12 protein-coding genes are annotated in these 12,557 nt (G+C 65.9%); 3 read left to right on the top strand and 9 right to left on the bottom strand.

Going from position 1 to position 12,557, the window contains the following annotated elements; genetic code table 11:
* Window positions 1-8 precede the first annotated feature (8 nt).
* The 5 genes from CLV68_RS02105 to CLV68_RS02125 all read right to left on the bottom strand — a co-directional run bounded on the left by CLV68_RS02105 (window position 9) and on the right by CLV68_RS02125 (window position 3,984).
* Window positions 9-2,144 (bottom strand): P-loop NTPase family protein, encoded by a 2,136-nt coding sequence (locus CLV68_RS02105; RefSeq protein WP_121388925.1) that lies wholly within the window; start codon window positions 2,142-2,144, stop codon window positions 9-11.
* Entirely contained in the window at window positions 2,141-2,947 is an 807-nt protein-coding gene (locus CLV68_RS02110; RefSeq protein ID WP_121388926.1) for an ABC transporter permease, read from the bottom strand. Before CLV68_RS02110 ends, CLV68_RS02105 begins: the two co-directional genes overlap by 4 nt.
* Before the next feature lie 160 nt (window positions 2,948-3,107).
* A complete protein-coding gene (locus tag CLV68_RS02115) occupies window positions 3,108-3,497 on the bottom strand; it encodes an RRQRL motif-containing zinc-binding protein (protein WP_211346415.1) in 390 nt (129 codons plus the stop codon).
* Window positions 3,494-3,763, bottom strand: a complete 270-nt coding sequence (locus CLV68_RS02120; RefSeq protein ID WP_121388927.1) for a hypothetical protein — start codon at window positions 3,761-3,763, stop codon at window positions 3,494-3,496. The genes CLV68_RS02115 and CLV68_RS02120 overlap by 4 nt, the downstream gene beginning before the upstream one ends.
* Window positions 3,760-3,984, bottom strand: a complete 225-nt coding sequence (locus CLV68_RS02125; RefSeq protein ID WP_121388928.1) for a hypothetical protein — start codon at window positions 3,982-3,984, stop codon at window positions 3,760-3,762. Before CLV68_RS02125 ends, CLV68_RS02120 begins: the two co-directional genes overlap by 4 nt.
* Window positions 3,985-4,173: 189 nt before the next feature.
* Between CLV68_RS02125 and CLV68_RS02130 the strand changes: the two genes are divergently transcribed.
* On the top strand, window positions 4,174-5,025 hold the full coding sequence (locus CLV68_RS02130; protein WP_121388929.1) for a GntR family transcriptional regulator: 852 nt from the start codon (window positions 4,174-4,176) through the stop codon (window positions 5,023-5,025).
* Window positions 5,022-5,930 (top strand): NAD(P)-dependent oxidoreductase, encoded by a 909-nt coding sequence (locus CLV68_RS02135; protein ID WP_246009632.1) that lies wholly within the window; start codon window positions 5,022-5,024, stop codon window positions 5,928-5,930. The genes CLV68_RS02130 and CLV68_RS02135 overlap by 4 nt, the downstream gene beginning before the upstream one ends.
* Window positions 5,931-5,986: 56 nt before the next feature.
* On the opposite strand, the gene CLV68_RS33260 is transcribed toward CLV68_RS02135, so the two are convergent.
* From CLV68_RS33260 to CLV68_RS02140, 3 genes are all read right to left on the bottom strand, one after another.
* Entirely contained in the window at window positions 5,987-7,405 is a 1,419-nt protein-coding gene (locus CLV68_RS33260; RefSeq protein WP_147459857.1) for a hypothetical protein, read from the bottom strand.
* A gap of 14 nt (window positions 7,406-7,419) precedes the next feature.
* On the bottom strand, window positions 7,420-8,025 hold the full coding sequence (locus CLV68_RS33265; RefSeq protein WP_147459858.1) for a hypothetical protein: 606 nt from the start codon (window positions 8,023-8,025) through the stop codon (window positions 7,420-7,422).
* Window positions 8,026-8,727: 702 nt separating this feature from the next.
* A complete protein-coding gene (locus CLV68_RS02140; protein ID WP_121390907.1) occupies window positions 8,728-9,819 on the bottom strand; it encodes an alpha/beta hydrolase in 1,092 nt (363 codons plus the stop codon).
* Window positions 9,820-9,878: 59 nt separating this feature from the next.
* Between CLV68_RS02140 and CLV68_RS02145 the strand changes: the two genes are divergently transcribed.
* Entirely contained in the window at window positions 9,879-10,436 is a 558-nt protein-coding gene (locus CLV68_RS02145) for an NADPH-dependent FMN reductase (RefSeq protein ID WP_121388930.1), read from the top strand.
* A gap of 270 nt (window positions 10,437-10,706) precedes the next feature.
* Here CLV68_RS02145 and CLV68_RS02150 read toward each other — a convergent pair whose 3' ends face one another.
* On the bottom strand, window positions 10,707-12,548 hold the full coding sequence (locus CLV68_RS02150; RefSeq protein ID WP_121388931.1) for a S9 family peptidase: 1,842 nt from the start codon (window positions 12,546-12,548) through the stop codon (window positions 10,707-10,709).
* Between the last annotated feature and the right edge of the window lie 9 nt (window positions 12,549-12,557).

Here is a 12,557-nt window from a genome sequence, read left to right on the forward strand (position 1 = left end):
TGCGACTTCTAGCTACTCTTGGTAATTGCGTCGGCGATCCACTCGCGGTTGATGCCCATGCGGTTCGCCCCCTTGCCGGTGGTCGGATCGGTTCCCCACACCTGCTTGGTTGTGATGCCGTACGGCTTGAGCGCTCCGGCTAGCTGGGTGGCTTTGGCCGAACCGGTGGGCAGCTCTGCCCAGGGGCCGTAGGCCGATGGCCGGAGTTCGGCGAGTCGGTCCACGATGGACTCTGACCACGCCTTGCCCGCATCGCCGATGGCGGCCAGGACGTCATGCAACAGGGTCGTGTCGTCGCGTTCGTCGACCTGGGCGTCGAGCCCTGCCGCGTAGCCGGTGAGCAACCCAGCGGCGACGCGGGTGGCGCGGGCACGGGTGGCGATCTTCTCGGCGGCAGGTGCGTCGATGTAGACGCCGCGCACGGTGCGCGGCTCATCGCCGTCGCCTTTGAGGATGCCGATTCCCTTGTCACTGAACGAGAAGGTTGTAGCGCGAACGCCGTTCTTGTAGGACGACGTGCCTAGGACCATGTCGTTGGGCACCTGGCCAGCCACCTTGAGGCAGAACCGGAGGACGGCGTTGTCGCTGATCTGCGTCGGGATGGACTTGGAGTCCGGCCGTTGGGTGGCCAGGAACAGGGCGATCCCTGTTGCCGGGCCACGCTTAACCAGGTCGGTGCAGATTTCCTCGATCTCCGCGCCGTACTCGGGGTGCTCGAACCACACCTGACACTCATCAACACCGGCCATGATCGGGTGCAGCCCCAAAGATTTCTTGCTGGCGAGCTCGCTGGTCACCTTGGACTCGGGGCACAAGTCCTTGGGGAGTTCCCGGATGACCTTGGTGCGGCGCCGCATCTCTTCGCGCAGCGCTCGGAGCGAGGTTAGGGCGTACTCGATGTCCTCGGGGTCGTCCCCAGCGCGGTAGCGGTGGCTGACGGGCGCCAGGGGCGAGAGGTCCCCCGTCCCCTTGAGGTCGAACACGTGCAGCTCCGCGCGCGGGTCAAGGCAGGCGATCAGCAGCAACTCTCGCAACGTGAACGTCTTGCCCATGCGCGGGACCGCGCCGATGATCCCGGCGACGAACATCAGCGTGACGTCGACCCACCGGCCGCGCTGGTCGGTGCCGAACGGCTGAGGCTTGAACAGGTCGATCGGCTCACCGCGGCGCAGCGGCCACGCGGGCTGCTTGGCCTTGCTCATGTCCTGGTCACCGACCCACAGCACCAGGCGTCCGGGATGGACGGCGGCGTTACCCTCCGGCCAGACACAGCCGAGTGGACGCCCCAGCCCAGAGGCCAACCGGTCGCGACGTTCAATGACGTCGCCAGCGGTGACGCCCGGCGGGAGTTCGACGTCCGCGCGCCAACCGGGACCGTCCCGGCTGATCGGCGCGGTGAACCCGATAGCCCGGTTGTTCTTGGCCATCGCCTGGTTGATCCCGGCGATACCCAGCACGGACAGGGCACGTTCGACCACGTCAGAGGTGAGTTTCTGGACCTGCACGGCGGTGACGGCCCGGCTGGCGACTGGTCGGTCTGCCGGGGTGCCGAGTTTGCCCAGGATGCCCGCGGCGATGCACCCACCAGCCCAGATGACCCACTCTGGGGTGACCGCTGGCAAGACGAACAGCAGGACCGCTCCCACGGCTGCACCCAGGACCAGCAGGATTGTCCGCAATCGGACTCGCGCGTCGCGCTGCTGCGACAGCTTGAGGTAGTGCTCAGCGTTGCCGTTCATCGCCATCTGCCGCCGGACCGGGCGTCCTTCGGCATCGGACAGCCACCGGCCGGTGGCGGCGGCCAAGAGCAGCGCTCCCTGCGGCGATCGCACTGCGAGCTTGAGCGCGTAGAGCGGCGATCGGACGACGTGGTAAGCCGCGCTGTGGCTGTAGTGCTTGGCAGTCCATTTGGCGGTGGCCTTGGCCTCTGCGAGCGTGCGCAGGTACTCCGGGATGATCGGCAGCCGCTCGGTACTGCGGATGCGTTCGATCCACGACGTGGCGGGGCCGTCGTCCGCCTTGTCGACCAGCGCACCAGGCGAGTCGTCAACAACCTCACCCTCGATGACCTCGACATTCGCGGGCTCGGTGGTCCTGGTGAACGGCAGGACCACACCGTTGGTAGTGGGCTCAGGCGTGCTCATCGCCCCTCCTCGTCCTGCATCAGGTGGGTCAGAGCGGCAGCGCACCCGAGTACGACCACGGGCAGACAGGACACGGGCGTGGTGATCTGCCATGGGGCCGACGTCATCCCGGCGGCCGTCATCAGGTGGTAAGCGACCTGACCGCAAGCACCCAGCACGAGTGCGCCGATCGCCGAGTTCCGGGCGAACTTGCGTGCCCGGTCGGACCTGGATGCGGAGAGCCATACCCGGAGCGCGAACGCGGCGTATGCCTCGACACCGAGCGGGAGGGTGATGGCGGAGTCAATCGTGAACTCGTCCGCGATGCCAGGCAACAAGGCGATCTCACCGAACCCGGTGAGTTTGCCCAGGCCGACCCAGCCACCCCAGATGGCGACGAACGCACCCGCCGCGATGACCAGAAGCGCCCATGTGTGGGCACGCTGGCCGATCCCCGAACGCTCGATGCGAGCCGGAACGGCCTGGGACGGCTCCGGGTCTGCGGGGGCGATGACCTCGACGGACGCTGTGTCAACGGTGCCGCAGTCAGTCAGTTCGTGTGTGGGCTCCGGGTCCGGGGTCAGGGCGTCGTCCGGCGTGAGGTTGGTGACCCCAACCGGGGTGTCCAAACCGTTCTCGGTGGCCGGGGCGGTGGGGTTGAAGCCGGACGACCTGACCGCGTCGAGAGCGGCGGACGCCTTTGGCGCACCCACCTTGAACGTCTTGATGACCCGGTTGCGAGACGGCCACTCCCCCAGGTCTGCGGCCAGTTCGCGGACCTTGTCGGCCAGGGCGTCGAGCGGGGTTGGGTAGGCGCTGGTCATCGCCGCTCCCCCTTCGTCGGGTGGGTGGAGCGGGGAGCGCTCGACGTGCAGGTGGATAGCATCAGGTCCCCACTTCCCTGGTGGTTGTTGGGCGCTCCGGGCCGGCGGGTGTTCTTGGCAGAGTGGCCGCCGGTCCGGATGTTGAGCAGGTGGGTGGACCTCATGCGGCCTCACCGCCGGTCGTGCGGTCGCAGTCCCAGCAGCGGCGGCCGTTGAACTTCGGCAGGCGGTATGGCGCGGTCTCGCCGCACTCCGTACAGGTACGCAACACCTGGTTGGCCTTCCACAGCGAGTAGAGCTGCGCGGTGGTCGCGCCCGGGGACGGCTTGGCCATGTCGAGCCGGTAGAGCGCGGCCCAGGACCTACCGCGGCGCCACTTGAGCTGCGCCACCCAGTCCTGACCGCCGGGGCAGAGCCCGGCGTTCCGCAGTTGCCGCCGGGTCACGAGTCCCGCCGGGGCGTCGCGGAAGCCGAACGTCGGAACGCCGTTGTCGACGCGGCCCGGCCAGCTCTGCCCGTTCCAAGGCAGGGTGACCACGCGCGCGCTCATCGGGAGCCCCCTGGTCCCAGCTCACCGCGGCGGCGGCGCTGGACCGGCTTGCGCGTGGGCTTGTCGTCGGTTCTCTCCGCAGTCGCGGTGATCGGGCCGGACTCGGCAACGCGCGCCTCGACGTAGACGCGAACACCGAACCCACCGCGGTTGGGGTACTGGCGCCCGTTCCCTGCGGTCTCGATCCCGGCAGCGTGGAGGACGGCCAAGAGACGGCCGATGTCTTCGGCCTCTCCCAGCAGGCGGAGATCCACGGTCCCGCTCATGCGGCCTCACCTCGGGAGACGACAACGCGCACCGGCAGCGAACGGACCTGCGCGCCCATCGCCCGGTTCATCTCGCGGCGCTCCCGCCGCGTGTCGATCTCGTGCATGGCGAACGGGGAGGTCGGCCGCTGGATGGGCTCGACCGTCGCGTCCATCTCCGCCAGCAACGCGTCAACGATCGGCCCCGTGAGGCCGTCGGGGTAGTGACTGGGGTGAGTCACTGCATACCTCGCTCTGGTCTCGCACCCTCCGACGTGGTGACCAGCGAAAGCTAACAGTTGTTTGGTTAGCGGGTCAACTGTTAGCTGACAAAAGCTGGCCATTTTGCGTCTGACCAGCATGGATGCTTCGGTGGTGGTGTTAGGTAACTGGTACGCTCACCTGACCAGCAACACACGTTTGGAGCCCGCATGGCAGGCGAACCCCCGCGCCTCTCCCGTTCCGAGTCCCTGCACCAGCAGCTGGCCCGCAACATCCGCAACGACATCGAGTCAGGACGCCTGCGAGACGGTCAGCCGCTGCCGTCCACGCGCGACCTGGCCAAGCAGTGGCAGGTCAGCGTCTTCACGATCAACGAGGCGATGAAGCTGCTCATCGACGAAGGGCTAGTCGACAGCAGGCCGCGGGCGGGTCGGATCGTGACGGCCCCGGAGCAGGCCAAGCGCGTTGAGGTGCGGACCAGCCGTCCCAAGGTGCTGTTGATCGGCGGCTACGCGGGCAGCGGGAAGACCGAACTCGGTCGCATCCTGGCCCGGGAGACCGGGTGGCCGATCCTGGACAAGGACACCCTGACCAGGCCGGTTGTCGAGGCCGCCCTTGAGTTCATCGGCTGCTCCCCGAACGACCGGGAGTCGGAGAAGTACCTGACCGCGATCCGGCCGCGCGAGTACGAAGCCCTGCGCAGTGCGGTGATGGAGAACGTCCAGTGCGGCAACAGCGCGATCGTGACCGCGCCGTTCATCAAGGAGCTGCACGACACCGCGTGGATCGACCGTACCCAAGCCACGTTCACCGCCGCCGACGCTGACGTCACCATCGTGTGGGTCTATTGCGACCTCGACACGATGCTGACCTACGTCCGCCACCGCGGCGCCGCCCGAGACGCCTCCAAACTCGACAACTGGCCCACCTACGCCGACTCGATCGACATCGACTTCCGCCCCCCTGTCGACCACATCGTCATCGACAACAGCGCCACCGGCACCCCACTCCAAACCCAGGCTCGCGAACTGATCGCCACGATCCTGGGAGCCGACACGTGACCCGACCCGTGCGCGTCCTCGTCAGCAGCGAGGAAGACGACCAGGTCGGCCACGAACTGCTGTCCCAGACCCCCGGCCTGGAAGTCATCCCCTATGACCCCAACTCCCCCGACCTGGACTCCCACCAGGCATCAGCCCACGTCCTCATCCCGCCCTACCGCAGCAGCCACCGCCCCATCCGACTATTGCCCTTGCTCCCCAACCTGCGCATGGTCCAACTGCTCTCCGCCGGCACCGACGAATGGTCACCCCACGTCCCTGACGGCATCATCCTGTCTAGCGCACGCGGCGCTCACGCAGGTCCGGTCTCGGAGTGGATTCTCTCCGCCATCCTGACCCAGTACCGCCAGTGGCCCGCCCTCGTGAGATTCCAAGACCAGGGCATCTGGGCTCACCGCAAGTTCACCGCGGACACCCTCGCCAGCAAACGCGTCCTCATCATCGGCGCAGGCAGCATCGGCATGGCCACCGCCCGCCGCCTACGGGCCTTCGACGCGCACCCCACCCTGGTCGCCCGAACAGCCCGCGACGGCGTCCACGCCACCACCGATCTACCCGCCCTCATCCCCGGCCACCAGATCGTCGTACTCACCGCCCCCCTGACAAACGCCACACGCGGCCTGGTCAACGCAGAGTTCCTAGCCACCATGGACACCGGCGCCCTACTCGTCAACGCCGCCCGCGGCCAAATCGTTGACACTGATGCCCTTATGTCCGAACTCCGGACGGGTCGACTGACAGCTGTGCTTGACGTGGTCGACCCCGAGCCAATTCCCACGGGCCACCCGCTGTGGGCACTACCTGGACTTGCCATTAGCCCACACTCCGCACGAACTGTCCCCGGAACAAACCTCCTCTGCTATGCAGCGGCGGCCCAAATAGTCAAGGTAGCCCTTCTGCGTTAGCAGGAAGGTGGTAGCTCGACATACGCTCGATGTAGTAGCAGAGGGCCGTCTAAAGGCTATATTGGAAACAGGCCCGGAGGGTTGGCCACCTCGGAGTTTTGCCGACGCAGCTCAAGAATGGAGCTGGAGTCTTCGGCATCGAGGGCCGCCAGCAAAGGCACTGCAAAAGCAAAGAAGTCCGCTAGAGCAAACTTTGCACCGGTTCGCCCGGCGGCCGTCTTGCTCTGGTAGTCACAGATCAAAGACCGTGGACCTGGCAGAGCGGCGGTGGCTCGCTGAACTAGCATGGAGTCACCCAACGAGGCTGACATAGCTTCCAGTTGCGGATCAGCTGCGATGTTTTGGGCGCTCGATTTTAGTGTAGAACCGTAATTAATCTGACGTGCCGTCGTCGTTGCAGTCATCTGAAGACTTTCCAGCGGAACGCCGTTCCCCTGCGCGCGCTCGAGAAGGTCTGCAAGAGGAATCCCGCTCGCGCGCCCTCGAAGATCCTCGGTCGCCAAGTCTCGATTCATAGCGAACCTCACGCGTGCCTGCCGACCGTCCCAGATTACCGACCTGTCGTCCACCCGCCACGAGGAGTTGGCGTCATCGGCCGAACCGGCTGCGACAATCGACTGTACCCCACAAGACTTGCCGACTATTCGATCCAGGTTAGCCGTAATTAGACGGTCTAGATTGTCAGACGACGCAGGCGAGATGGCCAAGAGCCTCTCGACTGTTAGATTGCCTCCCACGCGCCGCCAGTATTCAAGCGTGCTGTTTTGTTCGAAATCGAGGAGAAACCGGAGCGCTTCATCTGTAAGTCCGCCGGATGTTGACGACGCCGAAGGGAAGTCTGACAACATTCCGCCAGCTCCGACCCATACCGCCCGGAGAAAATCAGTTAGGCGCGCAGCAAAGATCCTGCTAAAAACCCGCTCGATCAGCAGGACAGCTGTACGGGTTTCTTCAGTTCGCAGGTTCTCGGCTCCCAAGAATCCTCGCGCCAACCCTGACGAAACTTCGAAAGCAATGCGTTCGTCAAAAACGCCACGACCGCCTTGGAGGAGCGATGGTGCGGCGAGCTTCACAACGCGACTCGACCGTTTACGTGAACCGACTTCGCTCATTCCCGCCGCATCCGTTAGCAGCGTATCGGCACGTTGAAGTGTTATGTCAGAGTCTTTCGGTGCATGACGCCCCGGTGGCACTGGGTCCAGATTGAAAATGATCGGCCGGGAACTTCCGATCTGTCGCACGTCTTCGGCGAGTTCCCCTGACGACTCATCTTGACGTACGAATAGCTGCCTTTCGATCGCGCCGCCGTTCCAAGTCAGGACCAAGTCTGGCGCGAAAGTATGATTGAAGTACTCAGTACTTCGGATTACAACCCGATCGTCCACTTCATGTATCTGATTGATAATCGCTTGCTTTACCGCGTATATGACACTGCCCGGGTTACTCTGGGAGTAAGCCTCATCCAGAGCCGACACGTAAGCCGCACTAGTCACAGTGATCCCTCCCCAGCGGCATTGCCATACACAATTGCGCGATCACTCGAAGTTATTATTAGATTCTCTTGCTGAGGTGACACAACGATTGGCGTCCACACTTTGGTGGACAACTTCGCAACTAGATCAAGATCGATCTGGGATTTAGCATCCTCCGGGTCGCAACCGAAAACGCGCCGACTCTCCTGAAGGAGACCTCGACTAATGTACTCGGGAGTGGTCAGGTTCGACCAGAGGCTAACCGAGAACGGGTGCCTTGTGAGCCACAGGTAATGATCGTGAAAGTCGGGCACGAGACTTTCGGTGACATAGCACTTGGCCAGATAGCTCCGAAATTCGGAATCCTGATGGTTGCTATGATTGTTGTAAGCTTTGCACTCGGCCAGAAAAGTGTCATTGTCAATATCGCCAGCTCGAAATATTCCGCCGAGGTCGAATGAAAAGGATTCAGGGTCCTCGGGCCACTTGAAAGTCATGCGCGAGGCGGTGCGGCCTTGAGTGTTCATCCAGACCGTCTTGACACGGGTCGTCGCCTCAAGCCAACGCTTGAATGCCTTCGCGCCGTCATCGCCCGCCTTGTGGAGGGCCTCGCCTGGCTGCACTCGCAGAGGGTACCGGTCCGTGCCCGAACCGTGCAGCGCGCCGTCGATGGCGTGATGGGTAGCAACAGCTGGACGTACAACGTCTTGCTCCCTCCGGCCTCATACCGCCTGCTCACGGGGTGTGAGCTGTGTCAACTGCACATCTGACTATAGGCCGCGCGCGTTGCGGGCGACTAGATCTGGACATGGCCTGTGGATAAGTCGTTCCCTGCTCCGTCTGGCTGGCAAAGGTGCACGTGGCTGGCCACACCGCTGCTCCGCGGATGCGCTGGGTTGGTCGGTCACCCATGTCACTGCTGTCACTCGCCGCCTTTGTCAGCCAGCTCCGCGGTCTAGGTGCCGCTGCTTGTCAATCTGCGTGACAACGCGGGCGGTTCGATGCGAACGGGTGCGGACAGCTGCGGACGGCGTGTGTGCGTTGACCTGGGCGAACGCGAGGTCGGGGGAGGTGTGGTGTGGCTTCGGGACGAAGAGGTCGCAGGTTCAAATCCTGTCACCCCGACGACCGACGGCCGACCCATGTTCGCGGAGAACGCGAACGGGGTCGGCCGTTTTTCGTTCTGGGGGGCGACCCCCCAGACCCCGACGGTGCGGTGGGCGAGCGGCGTTGATCGGCTGCGGTTTGCGGGTGAAGGCGTCGGAACAGCGCGGATTGATGCGCACGCACGGCTAGGGATGTCCGCTGCGGCGTAGGTGGGGTGGTTAGAGGGTGGGGGTTAGGGCTAGGGCGGTTTTGAGGGTGGTGGTGGCTTCGTGGAGGGCTTGGCGGAAGTGGGGGGCGGCTAGGAAGTTGATGTAGCCGTGGATGAGGTCTTGGTGGCGGGTGAGGATTGTGGGGACTCCGGCGGCGCGGAGGGCGTTGGCGTATGCCTCGCCTTCGTCGCGGAGGGGGTCGAAGCCTGCGGTGGCTATGTAGGCGGGTGGGAGGCCGGTGAGGTCTTCGGCGCGGAGGATGGAGAAGCGGGGGTCGGCTCGGTGTTCTCGTTGGGACGCGTAGTGGTTGAGGAACCAGTCGATGTCGCGGTCGGTTAGGAAGTAGCCGGTGGCGAAGAGGTCGCGGGAGCGGCGGCGCACTGTGGCGTCGGTGCCCGGGTAGAACAAGAGCTGGAACGCGGGCGAGGTGGCCCCTGTGCGTACGGCCTGGTGGGCGGTGACAGCGGCTAGGTTGCCCCCGGCCGAATCTCCGCCTACCGCGATGCGACTCGGGTCAACGCCTAGAGAGTCCGCGTTCTTAGAGGCCCAGACGTACGCGCTTAGGGCGTCGTCGGCCGCAGCGGGGAACGGGTGCTCTGGGGCTAGGCGGTAGTCGACGGAGAGGACCTTGACTTCGGCGTTCTTGGCGATGAAGCGGCAAGGGTTGTCGTGCGTGTCTAGGTCGCCGAGTACCCAGCCGCCACCGTGGTAGAAGACCAGGAGCGGGGCGCGTTCGCCGACGCCGTCAGGGGTGTAGAGGCGTGCAGGAATGCCGTCTAGGTCCAGGCTTCTTACCGCTACCGGCTCGATCTGCTCGCCCGCGATAAGACGGCTGGACCTGCGCATGTCGACGCGAGAGCGGTCGGGGTCGCGGTGGGCCATGCCGTCGCCGTTGGCCAAGCGGTTGAGAGTGAGCAGGAGTTGGGCGTCGAGAGCCAACTCCTGGCCGTCCACCCGGATGGGCTTGCCTGCGATGAGGCGGCGGATCGAGCGGGGCAGGGCGAAGACAGCCCGCACCGCGGCGGTCTGCACGTGGGTCGGGATCGCGTCGAGCAGCACCGACGACACGTTACTTGCCAGTAGTGACGTGGGCAACGCCATGTGGACCTCCACCGCGATGGAGGTCGTACCGTCACCCCCACCGGTGGAAGGATGGTCAGGTGACGGTCTCAGTGGTGGGAATCGGCGGGTCGCTGCGCGCGGACTCGCAGTCCGAGCGCGCACTGCGCATCGCACTCGCGGGTGCCGCGGAGGCGGGGGCCAAGACGACCGCCCTCTCGGGTACCGACCTGGTGCTGCCGTTCTACGACCCCGCGGTGCCCGACCGCACCGACGCCGCCCGCAGGCTCGTCGACGAACTCCGCGAGGCCGACGGCGTCATCCTGGTCTCCCCCGGCTACCACGGCACCGTGTCCGGCCTGGTCAAGAACGCCCTGGACTACGTCGAAGACCTCCGCGAGGACGAACGCGTGTACCTCGACGGCCGCGCGGTCGGCTGCGTCGCCACCGCCGCAGGCTGGCAAGCAGCCGTCAACACCCTCACCGCCCTCCGCTCGGTAACCCACGCCCTCCGCGGCTGGCCAACCCCTCTCGGCGCCGCCATCAACACCATCGGCACCAAGTTCGACGAAACCGGCGGCTGCACCGACCCCAACGTCCCCACCACCCTGCGCACCATCGGCCTCCAAGTAGCCGAGTTCGCCCTATCCCGCGCCTGACCCCCACACACTTCTCCCCACCCCCGAGGTTCCCCACTCCACCCGCGACTCGGACCGAGCGCGACACCGCCGCTCATCCACACCCGCGACTCAGACTGAGCGCGACCCGCCGCTCGCCCACCGCACCGTGGGGGTCTGGGGGGTCGCCCCCCAGAACGAAAAACGGCCGACCCCGTTCGCGTTCTCCGCGAACATGGGTCGGCCGTCGGTCGTCGGGGTGACAGGATTTGAACCTGCGACCTCTTCGTCCCGGACGAAGTGCTGGTAGGGCTAGCGGAGTTTGAGGGCTCGTAGGGCGAAGTGGACTTCGATGAGGGACTGTTTGATGGTTTCTGCTACGACGAGGGAGCCGTGGCCTGCGTCGTAGAGGTAGATCTCGTGGGGGTGGTTTCTGGCTGCCAGGCGGGTTAGGTAGTTGTTGATTTGGCGGATGGGGCAGCGGGGGTCGTTTTCGCCGGCTAGGACTAGGACGGGGGCTTGGACTTGGGCTACGTAGGTGATGGGGGAGCATTCTTCGTAGAGGGGGCCTAGTTCGGCTGGGGAGCCGCCGAAGAGGGCTCGGTCGAAGGCTCGGAGGGGTTCCATTTCGTCTTCGTAGGCGGCCAGGTAGTCGGCTACGGGGACTCCTGCGACGCCTGCGGCCCAGAGGTCGGGTTGGGTTCCTAGGGCCAGCAGGGCCAGGTAGCCGCCCCAGGAGGCGCCGTTTACTACGCAGCGGGTGGGGTCTGCGAGGCCCGTTGAGACTGCCCAGGTGTGGACGGCGGCTACGTCTGCCAGTTCCGTCAAGCCTGGTTTGCCTTCGATCGCGTCGCGCCAAGCGGAGCCGTAGCCGGTGGAGCCTCGATAGTTGACGTGGACTACCGCGAAGCCTGCGTCCAGCCACATGGCGCGGTAGGCGGAGAACCGGTCTTCATCAGCGGCGTGGGGGCCGCCGTGGAGGCTGAAGACCGTGGGCAGGGGGCCGTCCGGGGCGTCGAGGGGGCGGGCTACCAGGGCGTGGACGGTGCCGTTCTCGGTTTCGACGAAGGCGTCGGTCAAGGGGGCGCTGACTGGGGCTCGGTCGCCGGGCGGTGTAAGAAGCACGCGGTCAGTGCCGTCGCTGAAGAGGGCGCGGACGGCCGAGGGTTCCGCTGCGCTGGACCAGGAGTACTCGACGGTGCCGTCGGGGCGGGTGTGGGCGGAGCCGATCGTCCCGGGTGGAGTGTCCAAAGTGGTCAATGAGCCGGTGGCGATGTCGTAGCGGTGCAGGGTGTTGCGGGCCTGGTGCGTGTGCGCGACGAGCAGTGCGGTGCCGTCGGTGTACCAGTCGGCCTCGACCTCGCCCGGGAGGTCGAGGGCGATCTCCCGCTCGGTGTCGGACTCGACGTCCCAGATCAGGAGTTCCTCGCGGCCGCGGCGCTCGTGCAGCACCAGCAGCCTGCTGTCGCCGACCACGGGGCTGAACGCGATACCGCTAAGACCCTTGCCCTTGCCGTCCCACTTCTCGGCGACGGTAGATCCATCCGCGACAGACAGCACGCGCAGCGCCGGGTGGCGGTTGTCGCCGTGCTCGGAGTGCGCGATGGCCAGCAGCCGTTCGTCGTAAGAGAGCGCGGCAACGCCACCGTCGTGCTCGTTCTGGTAGATCACCTCGGCCTCGGCGCCGCCACGGGACAGGTAGACCGTGGTGCCGTCGTCGTCGGCGACGCCGACCACCTGCACCTCGTCGCCGATCTCCAGGCCCGCCGGGTACCCGGCCTTCGCGCCCAGCACCGCGGGACCGGCCTCGGTACCCGCCGGACGACCGGCGAACGGCTCGGCGACCCAGGTGCCGAACTCGTCGCCGTCGGTGTCGGCGAACCACCACACCTGCTCGCCGTCCGGCGACACCGTGGCGTGCAGGGTGCCGTTGGGGCGGTCGGTGACCTGGCGGTGGGTGTCGGTGGCCCGGTCCCAGGCGTAGACCTCCCACACGCCGCTGGCGTTGGAGATGTACACGGTCCGGTCCGGCGCCGACAGCGCCCAGTCGGGCAGGCTGACCCTGGCGGCGTGGAAGCGCGCCCGCCAGCGGGCCTCGGCCTGCTCGTCGTCGAACAGGCGGTCCGGTACCTCGGCGACTGGATGAGTGCTCACCCGTCCGAT

Origin of the sequence: Actinokineospora cianjurensis, from assembly GCF_003663795.1 — a bacterium.
Classification (GTDB): Bacteria; Actinomycetota; Actinomycetes; order Mycobacteriales; family Pseudonocardiaceae; genus Actinokineospora; species Actinokineospora terrae.

What these genes read in the sequence shown, in the direction of transcription:
- CLV68_RS02110 (WP_121388926.1), bottom strand. Translation starts at nt 2,947, where the DNA reads ATGACCAGCGCCTACCCAACCCCGCTCGACGCCCTGGCCGACAAGGTC.
- CLV68_RS02130 (WP_121388929.1), top strand. Translation starts at nt 4,174, where the DNA reads ATGGCAGGCGAACCCCCGCGCCTCTCCCGTTCCGAGTCCCTGCACCAG.
- CLV68_RS02140 (WP_121390907.1), bottom strand. Translation starts at nt 9,819, where the DNA reads ATGGCGTTGCCCACGTCACTACTGGCAAGTAACGTGTCGTCGGTGCTG.
- CLV68_RS02120 (WP_121388927.1), bottom strand. Translation starts at nt 3,763, where the DNA reads ATGAGCGGGACCGTGGATCTCCGCCTGCTGGGAGAGGCCGAAGACATC.
- CLV68_RS02115 (WP_211346415.1), bottom strand. Translation starts at nt 3,497, where the DNA reads ATGAGCGCGCGCGTGGTCACCCTGCCTTGGAACGGGCAGAGCTGGCCG.
- CLV68_RS02105 (WP_121388925.1), bottom strand. Translation starts at nt 2,144, where the DNA reads ATGAGCACGCCTGAGCCCACTACCAACGGTGTGGTCCTGCCGTTCACC.